This window comes from Pseudomonas sp. N-1-13, from assembly GCF_057787095.1.
Genome location: NZ_JBYNRI010000001.1, coordinates 4,076,485 through 4,100,607, shown reverse-complemented (window position 1 = coordinate 4,100,607; position 24,123 = coordinate 4,076,485). Strand labels below are relative to the sequence as shown.

Here is a 24,123-nt window from a genome sequence, read left to right as displayed (position 1 = left end):
GCACTTCATGAGTGGGCGTCGGATGCCCACTCGGCAAACCCCGGTCGTGGTTCGAGTCGTTTGCAATATGCGGCCACGGCCGGGTAGTCCGGGCGTTCCATGGGCGTCTGGCGCCAGCGATGCACCGACAGACCGATGAGCACATCCGCGAGGGAAAAATCCGCACCGGCCACGTAGGCGCCAGTGCGGTTCAACTGATCCTCCAGCAACCCCATCTTTTCGTTCCAGCCTTTGACCCCGGCGGCGATGCGTTGTGGGTCCTGAAACTCCGGGTTCTTGCGCACCAATGCATGAAACGCATAGCCCCATGACGGGTTGAGTTCGGTCGCTTGCCAGTCCATCCACTGTTCGATTCGGGCGCGCGCGGCCGGTTCGACGGGCAGTAGATCGTTGCCTCCATACTTGCCTACAAGGTAGCGACAAATGGTGTTGGACTCCCACAGCACACCGTTTTCATCAATGATCACCGGCACTTGGGCGTTGGGGTTGAGCGCCAGGAACTCCGGATCTTGGGTGGAGGCAAAGCCGATGCCCCAGTCTTCGCGCTCGTAGGCGATCTCCAGCTCCTGACAGGTCCACAACACTTTTCTGACGTTGATCGAAGAAGTGCGGCCGAGGATTTTCAACTGTTGTCCCATCCCTTTTTCCCTGAGTTGTTTGGCGTCCGATCAGAAACGTAGCAGGGTCTTGGGCGAATGGCGATTGGCTTTGTCGTCGATGTATTTAGTCCCAATATATGGGAGTGATATTTATATATTGAGATTTTGTTGCGCCCAGGTTTATAGTCCGTGCACTCACTGCCAAAAAACAAAACAGGTGAAACGGATGCAGGCGCAATTGATTGCGCTCGATTGGGGGACCACCTCATTACGGGCTTACAAACTCGCCGCCGGGGGCGAGGTGCTCGAACAGCGTTCGCTGTCGTCGGGGATCATGCAGTTGCCCTCCGGGCCGCGAACCCTGGCCGGTCAGGTGTGCATCGACGGTTTTGAACTGGCCTTCGACGAGGCGTGCGGCGATTGGCTCGACGCCCAGCCAGGCCTGCCCGTGATCGCCTGCGGCATGGTCGGCAGCGCCCAGGGCTGGCGCGAAGCGCCTTACTGCGACACGCCTGCCAACGTCGCCAATCTCGGACATTCCCTGCAAACCGTTCGCAGCCTTCGCGGTGTCGATGTGCACATCGTGCCGGGGGTGATCCAGCGTTCGCGGTTACCCAATGTCATGCGCGGCGAAGAAACCCAAGTGCTTGGCGCCTTGCACAGCCTGCCGGATGAAGCGGTACTGATCGGCTTGCCCGGCAGTCATTCGAAATGGGTGGAAGTGGCCGATGGCTGCATCGTGCATTTCGATACGTTCATGACCGGCGAGATCTTCGCTGTGCTCAGTGACCACAGCATTCTGGGCCGCACCCAGCAACGTGACACGGCGTTCGATAGCCTGGCTTTTGATCGCGGCGTGCAGGTGGCGTTGTCGGTGGACGGCCAGATCGGCCCGTTGTCCACCGTGTTCAGTGCCCGCAGTCTGGGCTTGACTGGCGAACTCAGTGCCAGCGCCCAGGCGGATTACCTTTCCGGCCTCCTGATCGGTCATGAGCTGACGGCCCTGGCCACCGTGCAACGCCGACGGCGCGACACCATTCATCTGCCGACGGTGGTGTTGATCGGCAATTCTCAACTCTGCGTCCGTTATCAACGGGCCCTCGATGCCTGCGGTTTTGCCCGGGTGTCCCTGGCCGAACAGGCCACCGAACGTGGTTTGTGGCAACTGGCCGTGGCGGCCGGGCTGCTCGATTCCACCGCATCGCGTTAAACGACTGGAGGTCTGACATGCTCACACAAGCACTGGCGCACAACGGGCTGATCGCAATTTTGCGCGGTCTGCGGCCGGAAGAGGCCGCCGCTATCGGCGAAGTCCTTTATGGCGCCGGATTTCGCGTCATCGAAGTACCGCTCAATTCTCCCGAGCCGTACGAAAGTATCCGCATCCTGCGCAGTACCTTACCCGCCGATTGCCTGATCGGGGCCGGCACGGTGCTCACGCCGGAACAGGTCGAGCAAGTGAAAGCCGCCGGCGGTCAAGTCATCGTTATGCCCCATAGCGATCCTAAGGTGTTGCGGGCGGCGAAAGCCGCGGGCTTGTACCTCTCGCCCGGCGTCGCCACGCCCACCGAAGCCTTTGCTGCACTGGCCGAAGGTGCCCATGTGTTGAAGATGTTTCCTGCCGAGCAAATGGGGCCGGCGGTGGTCAAGGCGTGGCTCGCGGTATTGCCGGCCGGAACCGTGCTGGTGCCGGTGGGCGGGATTACCCCGGACAACATGGCGGTGTTCGTCGAGGCCGGCGTCAAGGGGTTCGGCCTGGGTTCCGGGTTGTTCAAGCCGGGCCTGACGGCTGACGAAGTGGCGGTGCGCGCCAAGGCCTACGTGGCCGCGTGGAATGCCTTGAACTGACGACTTTTCCAGCGCCCCGCGCGCTGCATCTGATAAGAGAGACAACAAGATGAAAATCACCAAACTGACCACGTTTATCGTTCCACCGCGCTGGTGCTTCCTCAAGGTTGAAACCGACGAAGGCGTCACTGGTTGGGGCGAACCCGTGGTTGAAGGCCGCGCCCACACGGTTGCGGCCGCCGTTGAGGAATTGTCCGACTACCTGATCGGCAAAGACCCACGCAATATCGAAGACATCTGGACCGTGCTGTATCGCGGCGGCTTCTACCGCGGCGGCGCGATTCATATGAGCGCCCTGGCCGGTATCGACCAGGCGTTGTGGGACATCAAGGGCAAGGCCCTGGGCGTGTCAGTCAGCGATTTGCTTGGCGGGCAGGTACGCGACAAGATCCGCGTGTATTCGTGGATCGGCGGCGACCGCCCGGCGGACACCGCCCGAGCGGCGAAAGAAGCTGTGGCGCGGGGTTTCACGGCGGTGAAGATGAACGGCACCGAAGAACTGCAGTTTCTCGACACCTTTGAAAAGGTCGACCTGGCCCTGGCCAATGTCGCGGCGGTACGGGATGCAGTCGGGCCGAACGTCGGCATTGGCGTGGACTTCCACGGTCGGGTGCACAAGCCGATGGCCAAGGTGCTGATGAAGGAGCTCGATCCGTACAAGCTGATGTTCATCGAAGAACCGGTGCTCAGTGAGAACTACGAAGCCCTGAAGGAATTGGCGCCGCTGACCAGCACCCCGATTGCCCTGGGCGAGCGGTTGTTCTCGCGCTGGGATTTCAAACGGGTGCTCAGCGAAGGTTACGTGGACATCATCCAGCCGGATGCGTCCCACGCCGGTGGCATCACCGAAACCCGCAAGATCGCCAACATGGCCGAGGCCTACGACGTGGCGCTGGCACTGCACTGCCCGCTGGGCCCGATCGCCCTGGCGGCGTGCCTGCAACTGGATGCGGTCTGCTACAACGCGTTCATCCAGGAGCAGAGCCTGGGCATCCATTACAACGAGAGCAACGACCTGCTGGATTACATCAAGGATCCGCGGGTGTTCGACTATGACAAGGGTTTCGTGAAAATCCCTAACGGTCCAGGCCTGGGCATCGAGATCAATGAGGAGTACGTCATCGAACGCGCCGCCATCGGCCACCGCTGGCGCAACCCGATCTGGCGGCATGCCGATGGCAGTTTTGCTGAGTGGTGAGTGGGTTCTGATTTCACCCGATCCCCTTGTGGGAGCGAGCCTGCTCGCGATGGCGATTTGTCCGCTGCACATGAGTCAACTGACACACCGTCATCGCGAGCAGGCTCGCTCCCACATTTGATCTCCCCTGCTGGGAGATCCGCTCAACGTCCCCGATTCCTCAATAAACATAAAAAGAGGCACCTCACATGCAAGCGCACACCCTGAGCGCGCAAGCGTCGTTGGTGACGCCCAGCCGCAAGCGTTTTTTCATCATGGTCCTGCTGTTTATCACCGTGGTGATCAACTACCTGGACCGCAGCAACCTTTCGATCGCCGCCCCCGCGCTGACCAGTGAGCTGGGCATCGATCCGATCCACGTCGGGCTGATTTTCTCGGCGTTCGGCTGGACCTACGCCGCCATGCAGATCCCCGGCGGCTGGCTGGTGGATCGGGTGCCCCCGCGTATTCTGTATAGCGTTGCACTATTGCTGTGGTCGGTGGCCACGGTGATGCTCGGTTTTGCCGCCAGCTTCATCGCGTTGTTCGTCCTGCGCATGGCGGTTGGCGCCCTGGAGGCACCGGCCTACCCGATCAATAGCCGCGTGGTGACCACCTGGTTTCCTGAGCGCGAACGGGCCACGGCCATTGGTTTCTACACCTCGGGGCAGTTCGTCGGGCTGGCCTTCCTGACGCCGGTATTGGCGTGGCTGCAACACGCCTTCGGTTGGCACATGGTATTTGTCGCCACGGGCGCGGTGGGCATCATCTGGGCGGTGATCTGGTACGCGGTGTATCGCGAACCGCGGGATTTCAAAGGGGTCAACGCCGCCGAGATCGAACTGATCCGCGAAGGCGGCGGGTTGGTGGATATCCAGGCCGATACAGCCAAGGCCAAGGCCAAGTTCAGTTGGGCGGACCTGGGTATCGTCCTGACCCATCGCAAGCTGTGGGGCATTTACCTGGGCCAGTTCTGCCTGAATTCCACACTGTGGTTTTTTCTGACCTGGTTCCCGACCTACCTGGTGAAATATCGCGGCATGGACTTCATCAAGTCCGGCCTGTTGGCGTCATTGCCGTTCCTCGCCGCGTTTGTCGGTGTGTTGTGTTCCGGGTTCTTCTCCGACTGGTTGATCCGTCGCGGTTCCACGGTGGGGTTCGCCCGCAAACTGCCGATCATCGGCGGGCTGCTGATCTCTACGGCGATCATCGGCGCCAACTTCGTTGAGTCGACACCGCTGGTGATCGCTTTCCTGGCCCTGGCGTTTTTCGGCAATGGCCTGGCGTCGATCACCTGGTCGCTGGTCTCGACCCTGGCGCCCGCGCGGTTGCTTGGCTTGACGGGCGGGGTGTTCAATTTCATCGGTAACCTGGCGGCCATCGCCACGCCCATCGTCATCGGTTTCCTCGCCAGCGGCGATTCGTTTGCCCCAGCCATCACCTATATCGCCGTGCTGGCGTTGATTGGCGCGCTGTCCTACATCCTGCTGGTAGGGAAGGTCGAGCGCATCGAGTTGTAGTCCGACGGGGCGGGCGACCATAATGCCGCCCGTTCCCCGCTCACTGTTGAAGGCCGGATATGCAGCAAGACGATCCAAAAATCACCAAGGACGCGGCGCCCACAGGCACCCAGACACTGCTGCGTGGTCTGGGTGTGGTCCAGGCGGTCGCCAGCGGCGCCCGTGACCTGAAGGAAATCGCCCGGTTGATCGGCACCACTCGCAGCACCACCCATCGTTTGGCCAGTTGCCTGGTGGATGAGCGCTACCTGCGGGTGGTGCCGCAAGTGGGTTATCTGTTGGGACCGAAGCTGATCGAGCTGGGTTTTCAGGCCCGGGAAGAGTTGCCGCTGGTGAGCCTGGCGGGGCCGTACCTGGACGAGTTGTCGGCGCTCACCGGTGACACTGTTCACCTGGCGATTCGCGAGGGCGACGAGGTGTTGTACCTGCTGAAAAATCCGGGGCGCAATGGCCCGGAAATGCGTTCGCGCGTGGGCCATCGCATGCCGCTGGCGCGTACCGGGATCGGTAAGGCGCTGATGCTCGATGATTCTCAGGAACAATGGAAAAGGCTGTATGAAATCAGCTTGCCGGCGGGAGGGAAGAATCAGTTCTGGCCCCAGCATCAGGAGCAATCCTGGGAGCAGTTCCAGCAGCGGATGGTGGAGTATGTAGCGGGTGGTTATGCCTTCGATCTGGAAGACAACGAGCCGTCGATTCGTTGCGTGGCGGCGCCGATCCGCGACGCCGGCAAGCGCATCGTCGCCGGTATCAGCATCGCCAGCACCGTGCCGTATATGCCGCTGGAAAAAATGGCCGAGCTGATTCCCCTGGTCAAAGGGGTCACAGCCCGGCTGTCGGCGGAACTAGGTGCGAAGGTCTGACGAACGTCAGGCTTTGAGCGTCGCCATGTCGATGACGAAGCGGTACTTCACGTCGCCTGCGATCATGCGGCTGTAGGCCTCGTTGATCTGGCGGATGTCGAGCATTTCAATGTCGCAGCTGATGTTGTGTTCGGCGCAGAAATCCAGCACTTCCTGGGTTTCGGCAACACCGCCGATCAGTGAGCCGGCCAGGACCCGACGGCCCATGATCAGTTTGGCCGCGTGTACCGGCGGATCGATCGGCTCGACCAGACCCACCAGGATATGCACGCCGTCGAAACGCAAGGTGTCGAGGTAGGGATTGAGGTCGTGCTGCACCGGAATGGTGTCCAGCAGGAAGTTGAAGCGCCCGGCGGCAGCAGCCATCTGCGCGGCGTCGGTGGACACGATCACGTGGTCCGCACCTTGGCGACGGGCTTCTTCAGCCTTGCTCGCCGAGCGGGTGAACAGCGTCACTTCCGCGCCCATGGCCTTGGCGAACTTGATGCCCATGTGGCCGAGGCCGCCCATGCCCAGCACGCCGACCTTGTCGCCGGCCTTCACGCCATAGTGCTTGAGGGGCGAGTAAGTGGTGATGCCGGCACAGAGAATCGGTGCGGCGCCGGCCGGGTCGAGGGTTTCCGGGATGCGCAGCACAAAGTGTTCGCTGACCACGATGCTGTTGGAGTACCCGCCCATGGTGTGGCCGCCGCTGATACGGTCCGGGCTGGCGTAGGTCTGCGTCATGCCTTGGTAGCAGTATTGTTCCAGGTCAGCGCGACAGGCTTCGCACTCGCGGCAGGAGTCGACCATGCAGCCAACGCCCACCAGGTCGCCAATCTTATAGCGGGTGACATTCGCACCGACGGCGGTGACTTTTCCGACGATCTCATGGCCGGGCATCAACGGATAAACGGCAATGCCCCATTCATTGCGGGCCTGGTGGATGTCGGAATGGCATACGCCACAGTAGAGAATGTCGATCGCCACATCGTCGGCTCGCGGGCTGCGGCGTTCGAACTTCATTGGGGCGAGGGGAGTGGTGGCCGATTGGGCGGCATATCCGATAGCAGTGTACATAATGGACCTCGCTAAGCAGTGAACGGTGAGGTGGACCATTGTGGGAGTCATGTCGCTTCGCGGCGATGGCGATTCCTACGCGTGTCGTGCCTATTCCTCCGACATTGACTATGGTTTGATCCTACGAAGCATTAGACCTGCGATGATGCTTTCATCCCTTTTTTCGTGAAGTTTTTCCCATGTTGTTGACCCGTCATCTTGATGCCAATGCCCCTTTGGTCTCGCTGATTGAACCCCTGGCGACCCGCGACGGATTCGTGCCCACGCAGTTGCCGGGCGTACAGGTGCTCAGGGCCAGCCAGGACGTTGCCCGTGGTCCACAGCTCTACGAGCCGAGTCTGGTGATCATTGTCCAGGGCAGCAAACTGGCGTTCCTGGGGCCACGCACGCTGGAGTACGGTGCGGGGCATTATTTGATCCAGGCGCTGCCGGTGCCGTTCGAATGCGAAACCTACGCCATGCCCAATGCTCCGTTGCTGGGGGTTTCCGTGGCAATCGATCGGGCGATACTGGGGGAGCTGGTGCTGGCCATGGGACTGGTGCCGGGGCGCAGCCTTGCGCCGCAGACCCCGGAGTCGATGACGTGTGCGGTGCTCGATGACGCCATGCGTGGATGTGTCGAGCGCTTGTTGTACTGCCTGCACGATCCGTTGGAATGCCAGGTCATGGGGCAGGCGCGGCTGCGGGAGCTGCTGTTTGTCGCCTTGCGCGGGCCCCAGGCCGACGTGCTGCGCGCGCTGGTGGAGCAGCAAGGACAGTTTGCCCGGATTGCCGCTGCCCTGAGCCATCTGCACGCGCATTTCACCGAGCCGTTGAACGTCGAGACGCTGGCCAGTTGCGCGAACATGAGTGCTTCGACCTTCCATGAGCATTTCAAACGCAGCACGTTGTTGTCGCCGGTGCAGTACCTCAAACGACTGCGTCTGCTCAAGGCTCAGCGGTTGCTGCTGATCGAGGGCATGGGCGTGGCCCAGGTTGCGCACCAGGTGGGGTATCAGAGTTCGTCGCAGTTCAGCCGGGAGTACAAGCGTTACTTCGAGCGCAGTCCCGGGGAAGAGCGCGTCGCTTGATCACTCAGGATTCCTTGTGGGAGCGGTGTGGTTGACAGAATCGCAGGCAACAAAAAGGCCCCCATGTCGGGAGCCTTGATGTTCAGCGAATCGGCTTACATATTCGGGTAAGTCGGCCCGCCGGCGCCTTCCGGCGAAACCCAGGTGATGTTCTGTGCAGGGTCCTTGATGTCGCAGGTCTTGCAGTGAACGCAGTTCTGGGCGTTGATCTGGAAGCGCTTCTCGCCGTCTTCCTGGGTCACCACTTCGTACACCCCGGCCGGGCAATAGCGTTGGGCCGGTTCGTCATACAGCGGCAGGTTCTTGCTGATCGGGATGCTCGGATCGGTCAGCTTCAGGTGGCAGGGCTGTTCTTCTTCATGGTTGGTACCGGAGATGAACACCGAGCTGAGTTTGTCGAAGCTGATCTTGCCGTCCGGTTTCGGGTAGTCGATCTTCTTGCAGTCAGCCGCCAGTTTCAGGCAGGCGTAGTCCGGTTTGGTGTCATGCAGGGTGAACGGCAGCTTGCCGGCGAAGATGTTCTGGTCGAGCCAGTTGAAGCCGCCGCCGATGATAGCGCCGTACTTGTGAATCGCTGGGCCGAAGTTACGACTGGCGAACAGCTCTTCGTACAGCCAGCTGTTCTTGAAACTGTCGACGTAGGCGGTCAGTTCATCGCCGCCTTCGGATTCGGCGAACAGGCGATCGGCCACCGCTTCGGCGGCGAGCATGCCGGACTTCATGGCGGTGTGGCTGCCTTTGATCTTGGCGAAGTTCAGGGTGCCGAGGTCGCATCCGATCAGCGCGCCGCCCTTGAAGACCATTTTCGGCAGCGAATTCAGGCCGCCCTTGCAGATGGCACGCGCACCGTAGCTGACGCGCTTGCCGCCTTCCAGGTACTGCTTGAGCACCGGGTGATGCTTGAGGCGCTGGAACTCGTCGAACGGCGACAGGAAAGTGTTGCTGTAGGACAGATCGACGATCAGGCCGACGACCACCTGGTTGTTTTCCAGGTGATAAAGGAAAGAGCCCCCGGTATTTTCGGTGCCCATGATGTCCAGCGGCCAGCCGGCGGTGTGCACCACCAGGCCCGGTTGATGCTTGGCCGGGTCGATTTCCCAGATTTCCTTCAGGCCGATGCCGTAGTGCTGGGCGTCGGCGTCGCTGTCCAGGTTGAAGCGCTTGATCAGTTGCTTGCCGATATGACCACGGCAGCCTTCGGCGAACAGCGTGTATTTGCCACGCAGTTCCATGCCAGGGGTGTAGAGGCCTTCTTTCGGCTTGCCTTCACGGTCGACACCGAGGTCGCCGGTAATGATCCCGCGTACGACGCCGTTCTCGTCGAACAGCGCTTCCTGGGCGGCGAAGCCCGGGTAGATTTCCACGCCCAGGTTCTCGGCCTGCTGGGCCAGCCAGCGGCACAGGTTGCCCAGGGAAATAATATAGTTGCCTTCGTTGTGCATGGTCTTGGGCACAAAGAAGTCAGGGATTTTGCTCGCGGTCTCGGCGTTTCTCAGGACAAAAATGTCATCGCGCACGACGGGCGTGTTCAACGGTGCGCCGAGTTCTTTCCAGTCCGGGAACAATTCGTTCAGGGCGCGGGGTTCGAATACCGCACCGGAGAGAATGTGCGCACCGACTTCGGAGCCTTTTTCGACCACGCAGACGCTGATTTCCTTACCGGCTTCGGCGGCCTTCTGTTTCAGTCGGCAAGCGGCAGACAGGCCAGCGGGGCCGGCACCGACGATGACCACGTCGAATTCCATGTATTCGCGTTCCACAGGCTATCTCCTACTCAAGGCTCAACAGTTTTTTCTAATTGGAGGTTTGGCGTTGCATCCACGATCTGCTTCGCGAAATCGACGAAAGCGGCAATGAATGACCCGCGGTTCTCTCTTAAGCGGCGCATTATATCTACACCACTCTCAGGGTCCAATACAAACGTTTGTTTGAAATAGCCGCAGGCCAGATAAATCACTGACGTACGGCTTATGACTGACCATTTTGCCGTATTGACCGGAATGGGCGTTCCGGTCAAGATACGGGCGGTTTTGCGCTCGCCGTAGGCTGACTGTTGGTTCCAAGAGCACCTCTAAAGACAGGGCGAAGGCAGCACAAAGTGACGTATTGCGTGGTTCGGACGCGCAGTTTACACGCCGCGATAATGAATGACTCGTCGGTCATCACTGACGAACGGTCTTCACTCCCGTGAGCAAGGTCATGTGTGGTTCATGCCGGCGTTTTTAGAGGTGCCCTTGCGCCCATGAGCATCAACCGCCAGGTTCGCCTAGGCGACTTTCTTTTCACCGGAGAGTAACGAGGAATCCATGAAGGTTCTTGTAGCTGTCAAACGAGTGGTCGACTATAACGTCAAGGTTCGCGTCAAGGCGGACAACTCCGGCGTCGACCTCGCCAACGTCAAGATGTCGATGAACCCTTTCTGCGAAATCGCCGTAGAAGAAGCCGTACGCCTGAAAGAAAAAGGCGTGGCGACTGAGATCGTCGTCGTCTCCATCGGCCCGACCACTGCCCAGGAGCAACTGCGTACCGCGCTGGCGCTGGGTGCTGATCGCGCCATCCTCGTCGAATCCGCCGAAGACCTGACTTCCCTGGCCGTGGCCAAGCTGCTCAAGGCCGTTGTCGACAAGGAACAGCCACAGCTGGTGATCCTCGGCAAGCAGGCCATCGACAGCGACAACAACCAGACCGGCCAGATGCTCGCGGCATTGAGCGGCTACGGTCAGGGCACGTTCGCGTCCAAGGTTGAAGTGTCCGGCGACAGCGTTGCCGTGACTCGCGAAATCGACGGCGGCGCGCAGACTGTTTCCCTGAAACTGCCGGCCATCGTCACCACCGACCTGCGTTTGAACGAGCCGCGCTACGCGTCCCTGCCAAACATCATGAAAGCCAAGAAGAAGCCGCTTGAAGTGCTGACTCCGGACGCTTTGGGCGTTTCCACCGCCTCCACCAACAAGACCCTGAAAGTCGAAGCGCCGGCTGCACGCAGCGCGGGTATCAAGGTCAAGTCGGTGGCTGAACTGGTCGAGAAACTGAAAAACGAAGCGAAGGTAATCTGACATGACTATCTTGGTAATCGCCGAACACGATAACAAGGCGCTGGCTCCGGCCACGCTGAACACCGTTGCTGCCGCCGCGAAAATCGGTGGTGATGTCCACGTTCTGGTGGCCGGTCAAGGCGTTGGCGCCGTGGCTGAAGCCGCTGCGAAAATCGCGGGTGTGGCAAAAGTGTTGTCGGCCGACAACGCTGCCTATGCGCACCAGTTGCCGGAAAACGTTGCACCGCTGGTAGCAGAGCTGGGCAAGGGCTACAGCCACATCCTGGCTGCCGCCACGTCCAACGGCAAAAACATCCTGCCGCGCGTTGCCGCTGCGCTGGACGTCGACCAGATCTCCGAGATCATCTCGGTGGAAAGTGCCGACACCTTCAAGCGCCCGATCTATGCCGGTAACGCCATTGCTACCGTGCAGTCCAATGCTGCGGTCAAGGTCATCACCGTACGTGCTACCGGTTTCGACCCGGTTGCCGCCGAAGGTGGCTCCGCTGCTGTTGAAGCGGTGGCTGCTGCTCACGACGCCGGTATCTCCAGCTTCGTCAACGAAGAACTGGCCAAGTCCGATCGTCCGGAACTGACCGCTGCCAAGATCGTCGTTTCCGGCGGGCGTGGCATGCAGAACGGTGACAACTTCAAGCACCTGTACGCCCTGGCCGACAAGCTGGGCGCCGCCGTCGGTGCTTCCCGCGCCGCGGTCGACGCAGGTTTTGTACCTAACGACATGCAGGTCGGCCAGACCGGCAAGATCGTTGCGCCACAGCTGTACATCGCCGTCGGTATCTCCGGCGCGATCCAGCACCTAGCCGGCATGAAAGACTCCAAGGTGATCGTCGCGATCAACAAGGACGAAGAAGCGCCGATCTTCCAGGTGGCCGATTATGGGCTGGTAGCGGACTTGTTCGAAGCCATCCCTGAGCTGGAGAAGCTGGTCTAATCCGGCGTCTTCACTTATAAAGAGCCCGGCCCTTTGGCCGGGTTTTTTATTATCTGCACGTTGTTGTCACTGCAAGGGGAGCATATCGCCATGGATCTTCGCCGTTTGGCTGGCGTGTCGTTGCTGTGGGCGCTGGCCGTCGTGCCAGGTCTGTCTGTCGCCGCCGGCAAGTGTGAACGTCTGATCGCCACCGGTAGCCCGGATGCGCCGCCCTACCTGTGGCAAGACCCCCAGGATCCCAAACACCTGATCGGCGCCAGCGCCGACCTGCTGGCGCAAGTGGCGACGGAGCTGGGGATCAAGATCGAATTGCTCTATGCCGGCAAGCGTGCTCAGGCCCTGGACGAAGTGCGCAGCGGACGCATGGACCTGCTCGTCGACGCCGCGCTGACCATCAGCGAGCTTGAAACCCTGGACTATGTTCATCCGCCCTTGCTGAATAACGATTACCTGGTGTGGACCCGCAAGGATTCGACATTGGTGATCGCTCAGCCCGAGGACCTTCATGGTCATCCCGGGGCATTGTCGCAAAAGGCGCGAATGACCCAGGCATTTGGCGTATTTGCCGAGCAGCAATTGTCCCTGACCCGTACCCCCAACCTGACTGAAGCCTTTCAGAAACTGCTGCTGGGGGAGGTGGAGTATGTCCTGGCAGGGCGTTACTCGGGTCTGGCGATGGCCCAGACATTGGGCATGGCCAATGACCTGCAGGCCGCGCCGCAACCAGTGGATACCCCGGGGCTGTTCCTCGCGGTTTCCCATAACTCCGCCTGCAATGACCCATGGTTGCGCGGACAGCTGGCGCAAAAGATGACAGAATTGGCCGCGTCCGGCCTGACGGAGGCTGTGTTGCAGCGCAATATCGAGCGTTGGAAAACACAGTTGCAGCCACCTGTTGGTGCCCCAAAACAGTAGGGAACATTAGTGACTATTCGACCTCTTTTCGCTGCCCTGGCCGTACTGGCTCTGGCGGGTTGCGCAGCCGATCCGGCGCCGAATGAACAGATTCGCCTGACCGAACAGGCGCTGGAGCAAGCCCGCGCCGTGGGCGCCACCTCTGAAGAAGTGCCCGAGTTGAAACTCGCCGAAGAAAAGTTCGCCCGCGCCAAGTCCAACATGGCCGATGAGTCGTTCAAGAAGGCCCGCATGCGCGCTGAGCAAGCCGAACTGGATGCACGCCTGGCCGAAGCGAAGGTGCTGACCCTCAAGGGCGAGGAACACCTGAACGTGCTTAACACCCGCATCGAGCGCTTGCGCAAACAGTTGAGAGATGATGCCCAATGAAGCAGTCCCAAGTATTTGGCGGCCTGATTCTCGCGGGCCTGGCCAGCTTGTACGGTTGCGCGGGTCAGCGCAGCGAAGTGGCGCTGGAAAAGGCAGGTGCCGACTTCCAGAAGGTCAAGGAAGACTCCAACGTATTGCGAGCCGCGCCCAAGGATGTCATCCGCGCCGGTGAATCCCTGGCCCGGGCCGATCGCTTGTCCAGCTACTGGGGCAGCAGCGAAGATGTGCTGCATTACGCCTACCTGAGCCAGCGTTACAGTGAGATTGCCCGTGAGCACAGCAATCAGGTGCTCAATGAAGAGCGCGCGGCGAAGCTCGAACTGGAGCGCCAGCGCCTGCAATTGGCCCTGCGCGAGTCCAAGTTGCTGAGTGTCCAGCAACAGGGCAAGTGGCTTGAAGAGCAGATCATGGCGATGGCGACCACCCAGACCGATCGCGGCCTGGTGATGACGCTCGGTGACGTGCTGTTCGACACCGGCCAGGCGCAGTTGAAGAACTCGGCAAACCGGGTGGTGCTCAAGATCGTGCAATTCTTGCAGCTCAACCCCAAGCGTGTGGTGCGCATCGAAGGTTACACCGACAGCACCGGCGGCAAGCAGGAAAACCTCAAGCTGTCCCATAGCCGGGCCCAGGCGGTGGCGGACGTGCTGGTGGACCTGGGGATCGACGAAAAGCGCATTCAGGTCGAAGGCTACGGTGATGAGTTCCCGGTCGACGTCAACGCTTCCGAGCGTGGTCGGGCACAGAACCGTCGGGTTGAAATTGTGTTCTCCGACGAGAAAGGCCAGCTCGGCGCCGCCCGCTAAGGGCTGCGTTGCTGGAAAACCCGGCCCCTTCAGAGGCGCCGGGTTTTTTTGGGCCTGCGAATCAGTGATTCATGAGTACAGTTGGGGGCTGTCACTGCCCTCTAGGGTCGGGTAATCTGGCAACTGTCCCAGTACACTTCTAAACTGTTCCGGTACTATCTCTCACAAAAATAAAATGCCCGTGAAATCGAGTGCTGCGTCATGACCAACCTCTTGCTCTATCAACGTATTGCCCAACAACTGGCTGAAGACATCCGGCGCGGTGTGTATCAGCCCGGCGAACGTGTGCCTTCGGTGCGCAAGATGAGCTCGCAGCTCAACGTCAGCCATGCGACGGTGCTGCAGGCCTACGCCAACCTTGAAGATCAGGGGCTGATCCGTGCGCGGCCGCAGTCCGGTTACTACGTGCATCAAACCCCGGCCCTGACGGCGCCGACGCCGGACATCGCGCGGGTCGAGCGTCCGGGGCTGGTCACGCGCAGCAGCATCATCCAGCAAGTGTTGGTTGAGTCGCGCCGCGAAGGGGTATTTCCCCTGGGCGCGGCGGTGCCGAGCGTCGACTACCTGCCTGTACGGGCGCTGCACCAGCAATTGGCCAAGGTCACGCGCTTCCACAGCCCGCGGGCGTTCAGCTACATGTTCAGCCCGGGCTTCGAACCCTTGCGCCGCCAAGTGGCGATTCGCATGCGCGATGCCGGGGTCGTGGTGGATCCCTCCGAGGTGGTGATCACTCACGGTTGCGTGGATGCGCTGCAAATGTCCTTGCGGGTGCTGACCCGGCCAGGAGACCTGATCGCCGCCGAGTCGCCGACCTACTACGGCTTGCTGCAACTGGCGGATCTGCTGGGCCTCAAGGTCATCGAGATTCCCAGCGACCCGGTCACCGGCATGAGCCTGGAAGCCCTGCAACTGGCGGCCAATCAGTGGTCGATCAAGGCGCTGGTGCTGACCACGCGCTTGAGCAATCCCCTCGGTGGGACGATGCCCGAGGAGCGGCAAAAGCAACTGTTGCGCCTGGCCTCGGATTTCGACATCCAGATCGTTGAAGACGATATTTATGGCGAGTTGATGTTCGAGCAGGGACGCACCAAGGCGCTCAAGGCCTATGACCGGTTGGACCGAGTCATTTACTGTTCGAGTTTTTCCAAGACGTTGTCACCGGGCGTGCGCATTGGTTGGATGATTGCCGGTAAATTCCAGCAGGAAATCCAACGGCTCCAGACCTTCAGCACGCACTCGGCATGCAGCGTCACGCAGATGGGCATCGCGGCGTACCTGGAAAATGGCGGCTATGATCGGCACTTGCGTTATATCCGCCAGGAGTACCGCAAAAACCTCAGTGCCTTTCAGTTGGCAGTGCAGCAATACTTTCCCGAAGGTACGCAAATGAGCCGGCCTAATGGAGGCTTCATTCTGTGGGTCAGTCTGCCGGGGCGGGTCAACACCCAGGAGTTGCATGTACGGGCGTTGCAGCAAGGTATCAGCATTGCACCAGGGCTGATTTTCAGTAACACCGAACAGTTCAACCATTGCATCCGCCTCAATTGCGGTACGCCTTGGAACCGCGAAGCTGAACGGGCCTTGATGACGCTAGGCCTGCTGGCCACCCAACTGTTCCAGGAGACCGCCAGCGGTTTTTGATAGAAACTGGCGGCTCCTGCCTGATGTGCTTGTCAGCGGCTGAGTAACAGGCGAGCATGGGGATCTCTGCCGTAAGTGCCGTAGTGTCTATGAAAGCCATTGCTCCTGCCGCCTGGGTTTTGATCGGCCTGTTGACTGCCTTCCATTCGGAAGGTGTCGTGGCTGCGTCGGCGCAGGAGAAACCGGCCGCCAGTGCCACTAAAAGCGCCTCGAAGAAAAAACCGGCAGTTGTTAAAAAAGCGCCGGCTAAAAAAGCTGCGGTAGCGAAGAAAAAACGGGCCCCTGTCGCCTCCAAGAGTCAATCTGCCCGCGAGGTCGCCAAAACCCGGTTACCGCCGGCCAAGCTGGATTTGAGCCTGCCTCAAGACATGGTCGAGGATCTGCAGCCTCCGGGTGCGGTGCCGTTACCCAAGCATGAGCCTTTGCTGCCCTCCATGTTTGGGGAAAAGCCGGGCCCGTTCCAACTCAATGGCCGTTTGTTGAGCAATGAAATGCAGCTGCCGTTGCGCAATCAAGAGCGCAATGAAGTCGAAGGCGCGGCGCTGGATTTCGAATTCAAGCAGTAATCCTTCCTCTCGTCGCTGACTGTAGGGTCATCCTGGCGTACAAGAAAAAACACACGGACGGTAATTTAAAACGAGTGTTTTAGCCGTTACTCTGTGTTCTGTTACCAATCATTACTTGTCGTGAGGATGTTGTCGTCATGAAATGCCGCGAAGGCTGTGGCGCCTGCTGCATCGCCCCTTCCATCAGTTCGCCGATTCCTGGCATGCCCCACGGCAAGCCGGCGGGCGAACGTTGCGTGCAGCTGTCAGTCGATAACCTGTGCCAGATCTTCGGCCAGCCGGAGCGACCGAGGGTGTGCTCGGCGTTCGAGGCCGACATCGAGGTCTGCGGCAACAGCTCTGAAGACGCCATCCGGCTGATCGGTTGGTGGGAGCAAATCACGGCAGCGTAATGGGCCAGTTCGGAACTTCGATAACAAGGAAAAAACTATGGGTTCGCTGCATCGTATGGCTGTGTTGTGTGGTTTGACCGTGCTGCTGGCAACGGCTACCGCCCAGGCAGAAGACTGGAAAGTCGCCAAGGAAGAGGACGGCATCAAGGTTTCCCTCAGTGAAGTGGCCGGTTCCAAGTACAAGGCCTACCAAGGCGTGACCGTCATGAAAACCACCATGGCCAAGCTGCAAGCGCTTCAGGAAGACGTTTCGGCTGCCTGTGCCTGGATTCACGAATGCAAGAGCCAGGAGCTGCTCAAGCATGAAGGGGACCAGAGCTGGACCTACACCCAGTTCAACACGCCCTGGCCGGTTACCCCGCGGGACTCGGTGTTGCAAGTGACCACCGTCAAAGGTGCCGATGGCAGCCTGACCCGCAACCTCAAGGGCGTGCCAACCTACCGGCCTGAAAAAAAGGGTTTTGTGCGGGTCACTCAAGTTGAAGGCTTCTGGAAATTCACGCCCAAGGACGCCGGTCAGGTCGAAGTGATCTATCAGGTCCACACCGAACCAGGTGGCGATGTTCCTTCCTGGCTGGCCAACAAGTTCGTGGTGGATGCGCCGTTCAATACGTTGAAAGCCTTGAAAGCACGTGCCGAGAAATAATCGCCGACGCTGCATGAAAAACCGCCCGTGAGGCGGTTTTTTTTATGGCAGCCGTCCAACGACTGAGCGGAACGATTGTTCAGCCCTGAATGTCGAGATAGAGGTAAGCCAGGCCCTGAATTGATCGAGGAGACACCGATGCAAAAGTGGGAAATCACTTTCGTTGATGATCACGGCGAAGCCATCGCCGAGCGGTTCGACTATGAACAGGAGCCCACGATGGAGCAGGCTGCGCAGTTGATTCGCCAAAAGCTGCTCCCCGTACCCGCCAAGCTTGATCTCAATGACCTGGAGGGCCGCACCGCAGACCCTACGGTCAAGAATCTCAAATCCCAGCACAGTATCGAAATCATCAGCATTACACCGATTTCATGAAGTCACTGCCTGGCCCCGCTTGGCAGTGACCACTACTTGCAGCTACTCTGCAATTGAGATCAGCGAAAGGATCGCTTAGGTCCGGTCTTGTCAGCTACATGCTTGTGTCCCGACGGTAATTTGATGCCGTATCGCTGCAACCCAAGGGTTGCCCGCACGGGAAGACGGAAAGTCTATCCATCGGTTTGAGGAGGACGTTTCATGAGCACAGCCTATCAAGAAGACATCAGCACCAGTGTGCTTCGCCGCATGAAAGAAGGCGGTTTCGATTTCTCACAATTCCATCCCATCGAGTTCTACGCCATTTTCCCGGATGAGGAGCGGGCGCGCAGGGCGGCAGGTCAATTTCGGGGTGAGTCATTGAATGCACAGATCAGCGCACGGGATGACGGCGCCTGGTCATTGGAGTTGAGCCGGGTGATGTACGCCACCTACGATGACATTGGAGACTTCGAACAAAACTTCGAGGCGGTGGTGGAGCCTTTGGGTGGCATCATCGAGGGGTGGGGCGTCAAACAGGAAATACGGCGCCTGCACGCCTGACCGTTCATTCACGCAACCCGAGCAACGGCTGACCCATGTGTCGGCCGTTTTCATAGGTGTGCTCCCACCGGGTCACCTCAGGCACAAAACCGACTTCATGGGGCCAACGGCTGTTTACGCCCCGCCATGTGCTTGAGATACCCCACCAGCAGATCCAGCTCCGCATCCGGCAGCACCGTGGCCGAGAACGCCGGCATCTTCCCTTGGGGCCAGCGACGCAGGCTTTGTGGGTCGCGGATATAGCGCTTGAGGAAATCCCCGGAAAAGTACTCGGTAGGATTGAAGGGGATGTTCAGGTCCGGGCCAAACTGCGCGTCGCCTGCGCCGTTGAGCCGATGGCAAGCCAGGCAGTTTTTCTGGAACAGTTCAAAGCCCTTATAGATCGGGTCAGCCTGAGTCACCGTGGGCGCCGGCAGCAGGGCAGGGAAGCGCTCGGCTACCGCTGACAGGCGCTTGATGGTCGCCACCGCGTACGGCCATTGTTCGGGGCTGATGTGACCTGCCTGGGGGTTGGTCCAGACCAGATAGAAGGGCCCGGCGCTGCCCTTGCCTTCACCCATTGGGGGCCAGGGGTGGGCCGGGTCTTCGATCGCCAGCCAGGCTCGCGCGCCGTTTGTGTTGAGTAACGGTGCTGCGGGCAATTCGGCGGCAAATCCGTCCAGCGCCACGGCCTGGAGATGGTCGTCGGGCTCGACGCCAGTCAACAGCGCTGTCAGCGGCACGGCGCGATAATTCATCGGCTTTTTGTAGGAAACGTCTTCAGCGATCTGGATCGTTCGGGCTTCAGGATGCTGGAGCAGTTCTTCGGTCTGCCAGGTGCGGGCAGTCGTGCCCAGCTCCAGCACCAGCTGCGCGGCAAACAAGGGCGTGCTGAGCAGCAGCGCGCCGAACACAATGAGAGCTTTCACGAGGGTCGTCTTCCATGTCGAGGGAGTGCCGCAAAGGTTGGCACAGCCACCGCGACTCGAACAACGAACTCGTCACATTTTTTGATGATACAAGCGCTACCGCTTGCCGATGGTACAGGCACCCGCGCGCCGGATTCAGCCGATCACCTTGGTGATATTCGGCACAATCAACAGCAGCGTCGTGGCGAAGAGAATGAGTCCGGCTTGGCGAACTTTCGAATGTTTGAACATGGCTGACCCGCCTTTTTTGTTATTTCCTGAGGCCAGCCTGCATATCTCCTGACGGCTGGCGTTGCACTTCCTGTCTGACAAGCGCCTCGGCAAAACCCGACGACTATCTTGTACAAGGATTACATTAGGGGCCGCAGCCGCCTTGGCTTAGATCCAATTCGTATTAGTTTGCTGTCGTCCGCTCTTAAAGTGATATGAGGCCTAGTGCCACCTTCGTGAAGGCCCTTTTGCTAGACACTTTGCTCACCTGAATCGGTTAACCCGATAGCATGCTACCGTTCGTCTGAGCGTGGCCGTCAACGTCGTTGAGCACTGCGGTCATTGAATCTCGGGCCGCTGGGCTTATGGTTGGAGCCATTGCATTGTCCCAGTGGTTTGAGGATGTCATGACCGAAGCTTTGATTTTTGACGCATTACGCACCCCCCGTGGCAAGGGCAAGGCCGATGGCGCTTTGCACAGCGTCAAGCCGGTGAACCTGGTGGGCGGCCTGCTCACCGCCCTGCAGCAGCGCATGGGCCTGGACACCAGTCAGGTTGACGATATCGTGCTCGGTTGCGTGACGCCGATAGGTGATCAGGGCGCCGACATCGCCAAGACCGCCGCGCTGATCGCCGATTGGGATGTCAGCGTGGCAGGCGTGCAGCTCAACCGGTTCTGCGCCTCGGGCCTGGAAGCGGTAAACCTGGCGGCGATGAAAGTGCGCTCCGGGTTCGAGGATCTGGTGGTGGCCGGAGGTGTCGAATCCATGTCTCGCGTGCCCATGGGCAGCGACGGCGGCGCTTGGGCGCTGGATCCTCAATCCAACCTGCAGGGCCACTTCGCACCTCAGGGCATCGGTGCTGACCTGATCGCAACCCTGGAGGGCTTCAGCCGCGAGGACGTCGATGCTTTCGCGCTGCACTCCCAGCAAAAGGCCGCCCGGGCCCGGGCCGACGGTTCGTTCAACAAATCCCTGGTGGCGGTGCGGGACCAGAATGGCATCGTGCTGCTGGATCACGACGAATTCATCCGTGCGGACTCGACTCTGGAGGGCCTGGGCAAGCTCAAGCCGAGTTTCGAAGCCATGGGCCAGATGGGCTTCGACGCTACGGCGCTGCGGGTCTACAGCCATGTGGAACGGATCAATCATGTCCACACGCCGGGCAACAGTTCCGGCATCGTCGATGGGGCGGCGCTGATGCTGATCGGTTCCGAAGCCAAGGGGCAGGCGCTGGGGCTGCAACCGCGGGCGCGGATCGTCGCCACGGCTGTCACCAGCACCGATCCGACCATCATGCTCACCGGCCCGGCGCCGGCTACCCGCAAGGCTCTGGTCAAGGCTGGGCTGCGGGTGGAGGACATCGACCTGTTCGAAGTCAACGAAGCGTTCGCCTCAGTGGTGCTCAAGTTCATCAAGGACATGGCCATCGACCCCGCCAAGGTCAACGTCAACGGCGGCTCCATCGCCATGGGGCATCCCTTGGGGGCTACAGGCTGCGCAATTCTCGGCACCTTGCTCGATGAGTTAGAGGCGCGTCACCTGCGCTATGGCCTGGCGACGCTGTGTGTCGGCGGCGGCATGGGCATTGCCACCGTTATTGAACGTCTCTGAGCCCCGATTTCAAGGAATACTTTTCATGAGCGATGCCATCCGTTACGAAACCGGCCAGGACCGGATCGTCGTCCTGACCCTGGACATGCCAGGCCAGAGCGCCAACACCATGAATGCGACGTACCGCGAGGCCATGGCTGCCTGCGTCGCTCGGTTGACCGCCGAAAAAGACTCGATTGCCGGGGTGATCATTACCTCGGCCAAGAAGACCTTCTTCGCTGGCGGTGACCTCAACGAACTGGTCAAGGTCGGTAAACCCCAAGCCAAGGCATTCTATGAAATGGTGCTCGGCCTCAAGGCGCAACTGCGTGCCCTGGAAACCCTGGGAAAACCGGTGGTGGCGGCCATCAATGGCGCGGCCCTGGGCGGCGGCTGGGAAATCTGCCTGGCTTGCCATCATCGTGTGGCGCTGGATCACCCGTCGGTGCAGATTGGCTTGCCGGAAGTCACCCTGGGCCTGTTGCCAGGTGGCGGCGGGGTGGTGCGGATGGTGCGGTTGCTTGGCTTGGAGAAAGCCTTGCCGTATTTGCTCGAGGGCAAGAAGGTGCGCCCGCAACAGGCACTGCAGGCCGGTCTGATCGATGAGCTGGCGGTGGATCGCGAGGACCTGCTGAGCAAGTCCAGGGCCTGGATTCTCGCCAACCCCAGCGTGGTCCAACCTTGGGATGCGAAAGGCTATCAGATCCCGGGTGGCACGCCGTCTCACCCGAAAGTCGCGCAAATGCTGGCGATAGCACCTTCCATCCTGCGCAACAAAACCCAGGGTTGCCTGCCCGCGCCGGAGAAAATTCTCTGCGCGGCAGTGGAAGGTGCCCAGGTGGATTTCGACACCGCCCACGTGATCGAAACCCGCTACTTCACTGAGCTGACCACTGGCCAGGTGGCCAAGAACCTGATCGGCACTTTCTGGTTCCAGCTCAACGAAATCAAGGCCGGCGGTTCGCGCCCGCAGGGCTTTGCACCTTATCTGACTCAAAAAGTCGGGGTGCTCGGCGCTGGCATGATGGGGGCTGGTATCGCCTACGTCAGCGCCATGGCCGGGATTGCGGTGGTGCTCAAGGACGTCAGCCTTGCCGCCGCCGAGAAAGGCAAGGCCCGTACGGCGGCGCTGCTGGATAAGAAGGTCGCCCGCGGGCAGCTCACCGTCGAGCAGTGCGAAGCCACGCTGGCGCGGATTCAAACCACTGACAGCGACGCGGACCTGGCCGGTTGCGATCTGGTCATTGAGGCGGTGTTTGAGGATCGCGCCCTGAAAGCCAGCGTCACAGCCGCTGCCCAAGCGGTTGTTGGGGCGGACGCGGTGCTCGCCTCCAACACCTCGACCCTGCCCATCACCGGTCTGGCGACGGCTGTACCGGATCAGACGAAGTTCATCGGCCTGCATTTCTTCAGCCCGGTGGAGAAAATGCCTCTGGTGGAAATCATCAGGGGCGCCCGTACCAGCGGCGAGACCCTGGCACGAGGTTTCGATTTCGTTCTGCAAATCAACAAGACGCCGATCGTGGTCAACGACAGTCGTGGTTTCTTCACCTCTCGGGTATTCGGCACCTTTACCAACGAAGGCATCGCCATGCTGGGTGAGGGCGTGAGTGCGCCGATGATCGAGACCGAGGCGCGCAAGGCCGGGATGCCGGTGGGGCCTCTGGCGATCTCTGACGAAGTTTCCCTCAGCCTGATGAGCCATATCCGCGCGCAAACCGCCAAAGACCTGCAAGCGGAAGGGCAAACGCCGATCGAGCACCCGGCGTTCGCCGTGATTGACCTGCTGCTCAACGAATACAAGCGGCCAGGCAAAGCCGCCGGGGCCGGTTTCTACGAGTATCCGGCCAACGGGCAGAAACACCTGTGGCCGGAGCTCAAGCATCGTTTCGAGAAAGCCGACGGGCAGATTTCGCCTCAGGATATCCGCGATCGCCTGCTGTTCATCCAGGCTCTGGAAACCGTGCGCTGCGTAGAGGAGGGCGTGCTCACCTCCACGGCGGACGCCAACGTCGGCTCGATATTCGGTATCGGTTTCGCCGCCTGGACCGGCGGTGCGTTGCAGTTCATCAACCAGTACGGCCTGCGGGATTTTGTCGCCCGCGCTCAGTATCTGGCCGAGCAGTATGGCGAGCGATTTTCACCACCGGCCTTGTTGCTGGAGAAAGCCGCCAGGCAAGAACTGTTCTGACTGACAGGGGAAGGGGCTTGCCTTGGGACGGTATTTCAAGGCACGCTCAGGGGGTGTGCAATATTCCCATCATCGTGTCAGGTATTTTTTATGTCGCTGCGCATCTGCATTTTGGAAACCGATACCCTGCGTCCGGAACTGATCGACCAATATCAGGGTTACGGGCAGATGTTCCAGCGCCTGTTTTCACAACAGCCCGTCGCGGCTGAGTTCATTGTGTACAACGTGATGCAGGGGCAATACCCCAACGATGATGAGTCGTTCGACGCTTACCTGGTAACCGGCAGCAAAGCCGACTCCTTCGGCACCGACCCCTGGATTCAAACCCTCAAGACCTTCTTGCTGGATCGCTACCAGCGAGGCGACAAGTTGCTGGGCGTGTGCTTCGGTCATCAACTGCTGGCGCTGTTGCTGGGCGGCAAGGCCGAGCGCGCCACTCAAGGCTGGGGCGTGGGCACCCACCGCTACAAGCTCGCGGCCAAGGCGCCATGGATGAGCCCGGTGATGGAAGAGCTGACCCTGCTGATCAGTCACCAGGACCAGGTCACCGAGCTGCCGGAAAACGCCACGGTGATCGCGTCCAGCGATTTTTGCCCGTTCGCCGCCTACCACATCAACGATCAGGTGCTGTGCTTCCAGGGCCACCCGGAATTCATCCACGATTACTCCCGGGCGCTGCTGGAGATCCGCCAGCAACACCTTGGCGAGCAGATCTACCGCCAAGGCATGGCCAGTCTTGAACAGGCGCATCACGGCACTACAGTGGCTGAGTGGATGATGCGTTTCGTCGCGCACAAGCCTGAAACCGCAGCGGCCCAAGACTAAAACACCATCGCCCCCACACTT

The 24,123-nt window shown here is 60.2% G+C and carries 24 protein-coding genes; 20 read left to right on the top strand and 4 right to left on the bottom strand.

Annotated elements, in window-relative coordinates:
• Positions 1-5: 5 nt before the first annotated feature.
• A complete protein-coding gene (locus AC3I65_RS18325) occupies positions 6-638 on the bottom strand; it encodes a glutathione S-transferase family protein (protein ID WP_274090957.1) in 633 nt (210 codons plus the stop codon).
• Positions 639-825: 187 nt separating this feature from the next.
• Here AC3I65_RS18325 and AC3I65_RS18320 point away from each other — a divergent pair, with 187 nt between their 5' ends.
• The 5 genes from AC3I65_RS18320 (at position 826) to AC3I65_RS18300 (ending at position 6,007) form a co-directional block, all read left to right on the top strand.
• Positions 826-1,809: a 2-dehydro-3-deoxygalactonokinase gene (locus tag AC3I65_RS18320; RefSeq protein ID WP_488524057.1), complete on the top strand. Its 984-nt coding sequence runs from the start codon at positions 826-828 to the stop codon at positions 1,807-1,809.
• 17 nt (positions 1,810-1,826) lie between these two features.
• A complete protein-coding gene (locus tag AC3I65_RS18315; RefSeq protein WP_047228220.1) occupies positions 1,827-2,447 on the top strand; it encodes a 2-dehydro-3-deoxy-6-phosphogalactonate aldolase in 621 nt (206 codons plus the stop codon).
• 49 nt (positions 2,448-2,496) lie between these two features.
• Positions 2,497-3,645, top strand: coding sequence for a galactonate dehydratase (gene dgoD / locus AC3I65_RS18310; RefSeq protein WP_047228221.1), 1,149 nt, complete (start codon positions 2,497-2,499; stop codon positions 3,643-3,645).
• Positions 3,646-3,833: 188 nt separating this feature from the next.
• Complete coding sequence (locus tag AC3I65_RS18305) at positions 3,834-5,144, top strand: MFS transporter (protein WP_488524056.1); 1,311 nt, start codon at positions 3,834-3,836, stop codon at positions 5,142-5,144.
• Between the two features lie 59 nt (positions 5,145-5,203).
• Positions 5,204-6,007 carry an IclR family transcriptional regulator gene (locus AC3I65_RS18300; RefSeq protein WP_013693986.1) on the top strand — a complete coding sequence of 268 codons (804 nt, stop codon included), beginning with the start codon at positions 5,204-5,206 and terminating at the stop codon, positions 6,005-6,007.
• Positions 6,008-6,013: 6 nt separating this feature from the next.
• Here AC3I65_RS18300 and AC3I65_RS18295 read toward each other — a convergent pair whose 3' ends face one another.
• Positions 6,014-7,066: an NAD(P)-dependent alcohol dehydrogenase gene (locus AC3I65_RS18295; protein WP_139049471.1), complete on the bottom strand. Its 1,053-nt coding sequence runs from the start codon at positions 7,064-7,066 to the stop codon at positions 6,014-6,016.
• 179 nt (positions 7,067-7,245) lie between these two features.
• Between AC3I65_RS18295 and AC3I65_RS18290 the strand changes: the two genes are divergently transcribed.
• Entirely contained in the window at positions 7,246-8,136 is an 891-nt protein-coding gene (locus tag AC3I65_RS18290; protein WP_488524055.1) for an AraC family transcriptional regulator, read from the top strand.
• A gap of 95 nt (positions 8,137-8,231) precedes the next feature.
• Here AC3I65_RS18290 and AC3I65_RS18285 read toward each other — a convergent pair whose 3' ends face one another.
• Positions 8,232-9,896 (bottom strand): electron transfer flavoprotein-ubiquinone oxidoreductase, encoded by a 1,665-nt coding sequence (locus AC3I65_RS18285; protein ID WP_139049472.1) that lies wholly within the window; start codon positions 9,894-9,896, stop codon positions 8,232-8,234.
• Between the two features lie 546 nt (positions 9,897-10,442).
• Here AC3I65_RS18285 and AC3I65_RS18280 point away from each other — a divergent pair.
• The 11 genes from AC3I65_RS18280 to AC3I65_RS18230 all read left to right on the top strand — a co-directional run bounded on the left by AC3I65_RS18280 (position 10,443) and on the right by AC3I65_RS18230 (position 18,376).
• The gene (locus AC3I65_RS18280) at positions 10,443-11,192 is read left to right on the top strand and encodes an electron transfer flavoprotein subunit beta/FixA family protein (RefSeq protein WP_007908338.1); all 750 of its coding nucleotides are present in this window, start codon (positions 10,443-10,445) and stop codon (positions 11,190-11,192) included.
• Between the two features lies 1 nt (position 11,193).
• Entirely contained in the window at positions 11,194-12,123 is a 930-nt protein-coding gene (locus AC3I65_RS18275; protein WP_107322026.1) for an electron transfer flavoprotein subunit alpha/FixB family protein, read from the top strand.
• Between the two features lie 90 nt (positions 12,124-12,213).
• On the top strand, positions 12,214-13,038 hold the full coding sequence (locus AC3I65_RS18270; protein ID WP_076386580.1) for a substrate-binding periplasmic protein: 825 nt from the start codon (positions 12,214-12,216) through the stop codon (positions 13,036-13,038).
• Between the two features lie 9 nt (positions 13,039-13,047).
• Positions 13,048-13,407 (top strand): DUF4398 domain-containing protein, encoded by a 360-nt coding sequence (locus tag AC3I65_RS18265; RefSeq protein WP_139049474.1) that lies wholly within the window; start codon positions 13,048-13,050, stop codon positions 13,405-13,407.
• Complete coding sequence (locus AC3I65_RS18260) at positions 13,404-14,213, top strand: OmpA family protein (protein ID WP_047228228.1); 810 nt, start codon at positions 13,404-13,406, stop codon at positions 14,211-14,213. Before AC3I65_RS18265 ends, AC3I65_RS18260 begins: the two co-directional genes overlap by 4 nt.
• A 201-nt stretch (positions 14,214-14,414) precedes the next feature.
• Positions 14,415-15,854, top strand: a complete 1,440-nt coding sequence (locus tag AC3I65_RS18255) for an aminotransferase-like domain-containing protein (protein ID WP_160893052.1) — start codon at positions 14,415-14,417, stop codon at positions 15,852-15,854.
• An 89-nt stretch (positions 15,855-15,943) separates the two neighbouring features.
• Complete coding sequence (locus AC3I65_RS18250; protein ID WP_076383845.1) at positions 15,944-16,420, top strand: translation initiation factor 2; 477 nt, start codon at positions 15,944-15,946, stop codon at positions 16,418-16,420.
• A 137-nt stretch (positions 16,421-16,557) separates the two neighbouring features.
• A complete protein-coding gene (locus AC3I65_RS18245) occupies positions 16,558-16,812 on the top strand; it encodes a YkgJ family cysteine cluster protein (RefSeq protein WP_107322029.1) in 255 nt (84 codons plus the stop codon).
• Between the two features lie 37 nt (positions 16,813-16,849).
• On the top strand, positions 16,850-17,458 hold the full coding sequence (locus AC3I65_RS18240) for an START domain-containing protein (RefSeq protein ID WP_047228232.1): 609 nt from the start codon (positions 16,850-16,852) through the stop codon (positions 17,456-17,458).
• 138 nt (positions 17,459-17,596) lie between these two features.
• Positions 17,597-17,833: a hypothetical protein gene (locus AC3I65_RS18235; RefSeq protein ID WP_047228233.1), complete on the top strand. Its 237-nt coding sequence runs from the start codon at positions 17,597-17,599 to the stop codon at positions 17,831-17,833.
• A 201-nt stretch (positions 17,834-18,034) separates the two neighbouring features.
• A complete protein-coding gene (locus AC3I65_RS18230) occupies positions 18,035-18,376 on the top strand; it encodes a ribonuclease E inhibitor RraB (protein WP_047228234.1) in 342 nt (113 codons plus the stop codon).
• A 95-nt stretch (positions 18,377-18,471) separates the two neighbouring features.
• Here the strand turns inward: AC3I65_RS18230 and AC3I65_RS18225 are convergent, their stop codons facing one another.
• A complete protein-coding gene (locus AC3I65_RS18225) occupies positions 18,472-19,284 on the bottom strand; it encodes a c-type cytochrome (RefSeq protein WP_488524054.1) in 813 nt (270 codons plus the stop codon).
• Between the two features lie 617 nt (positions 19,285-19,901).
• On the opposite strand from AC3I65_RS18225, the gene AC3I65_RS18220 reads away from it, so the two are divergent.
• The 3 genes from AC3I65_RS18220 to AC3I65_RS18210 all read left to right on the top strand — a co-directional run bounded on the left by AC3I65_RS18220 (position 19,902) and on the right by AC3I65_RS18210 (position 24,102).
• Positions 19,902-21,107 carry an acetyl-CoA C-acetyltransferase gene (locus AC3I65_RS18220; protein ID WP_488524053.1) on the top strand — a complete coding sequence of 402 codons (1,206 nt, stop codon included), beginning with the start codon at positions 19,902-19,904 and terminating at the stop codon, positions 21,105-21,107.
• 25 nt (positions 21,108-21,132) lie between these two features.
• A complete protein-coding gene (locus tag AC3I65_RS18215; protein WP_107322032.1) occupies positions 21,133-23,277 on the top strand; it encodes a 3-hydroxyacyl-CoA dehydrogenase NAD-binding domain-containing protein in 2,145 nt (714 codons plus the stop codon).
• A 90-nt stretch (positions 23,278-23,367) separates the two neighbouring features.
• Entirely contained in the window at positions 23,368-24,102 is a 735-nt protein-coding gene (locus tag AC3I65_RS18210; protein ID WP_047228238.1) for an amidotransferase, read from the top strand.
• The last annotated feature ends 21 nt before the right edge of the window (positions 24,103-24,123 follow it).

Coding starts and splice junctions, on each gene's coding strand:
- AC3I65_RS18305 (WP_488524056.1), top strand. CDS start 3,834: ATGCAAGCGCACACCCTGAGCGCGCAAGCGTCGTTGGTGACGCCCAGC.
- AC3I65_RS18220 (WP_488524053.1), top strand. CDS start 19,902: ATGACCGAAGCTTTGATTTTTGACGCATTACGCACCCCCCGTGGCAAG.
- AC3I65_RS18325 (WP_274090957.1), bottom strand. CDS start 638: ATGGGACAACAGTTGAAAATCCTCGGCCGCACTTCTTCGATCAACGTC.
- AC3I65_RS18230 (WP_047228234.1), top strand. CDS start 18,035: ATGAGCACAGCCTATCAAGAAGACATCAGCACCAGTGTGCTTCGCCGC.
- AC3I65_RS18290 (WP_488524055.1), top strand. CDS start 7,246: ATGTTGTTGACCCGTCATCTTGATGCCAATGCCCCTTTGGTCTCGCTG.
- AC3I65_RS18300 (WP_013693986.1), top strand. CDS start 5,204: ATGCAGCAAGACGATCCAAAAATCACCAAGGACGCGGCGCCCACAGGC.
- AC3I65_RS18260 (WP_047228228.1), top strand. CDS start 13,404: ATGAAGCAGTCCCAAGTATTTGGCGGCCTGATTCTCGCGGGCCTGGCC.
- AC3I65_RS18235 (WP_047228233.1), top strand. CDS start 17,597: ATGCAAAAGTGGGAAATCACTTTCGTTGATGATCACGGCGAAGCCATC.
- AC3I65_RS18250 (WP_076383845.1), top strand. CDS start 15,944: ATGAAAGCCATTGCTCCTGCCGCCTGGGTTTTGATCGGCCTGTTGACT.
- AC3I65_RS18275 (WP_107322026.1), top strand. CDS start 11,194: ATGACTATCTTGGTAATCGCCGAACACGATAACAAGGCGCTGGCTCCG.
- AC3I65_RS18295 (WP_139049471.1), bottom strand. CDS start 7,066: ATGTACACTGCTATCGGATATGCCGCCCAATCGGCCACCACTCCCCTC.
- AC3I65_RS18270 (WP_076386580.1), top strand. CDS start 12,214: ATGGATCTTCGCCGTTTGGCTGGCGTGTCGTTGCTGTGGGCGCTGGCC.
- dgoD (WP_047228221.1), top strand. CDS start 2,497: ATGAAAATCACCAAACTGACCACGTTTATCGTTCCACCGCGCTGGTGC.
- AC3I65_RS18240 (WP_047228232.1), top strand. CDS start 16,850: ATGGGTTCGCTGCATCGTATGGCTGTGTTGTGTGGTTTGACCGTGCTG.
- AC3I65_RS18210 (WP_047228238.1), top strand. CDS start 23,368: ATGTCGCTGCGCATCTGCATTTTGGAAACCGATACCCTGCGTCCGGAA.
- AC3I65_RS18280 (WP_007908338.1), top strand. CDS start 10,443: ATGAAGGTTCTTGTAGCTGTCAAACGAGTGGTCGACTATAACGTCAAG.
- AC3I65_RS18255 (WP_160893052.1), top strand. CDS start 14,415: ATGACCAACCTCTTGCTCTATCAACGTATTGCCCAACAACTGGCTGAA.
- AC3I65_RS18215 (WP_107322032.1), top strand. CDS start 21,133: ATGAGCGATGCCATCCGTTACGAAACCGGCCAGGACCGGATCGTCGTC.
- AC3I65_RS18320 (WP_488524057.1), top strand. CDS start 826: ATGCAGGCGCAATTGATTGCGCTCGATTGGGGGACCACCTCATTACGG.
- AC3I65_RS18315 (WP_047228220.1), top strand. CDS start 1,827: ATGCTCACACAAGCACTGGCGCACAACGGGCTGATCGCAATTTTGCGC.
- AC3I65_RS18245 (WP_107322029.1), top strand. CDS start 16,558: ATGAAATGCCGCGAAGGCTGTGGCGCCTGCTGCATCGCCCCTTCCATC.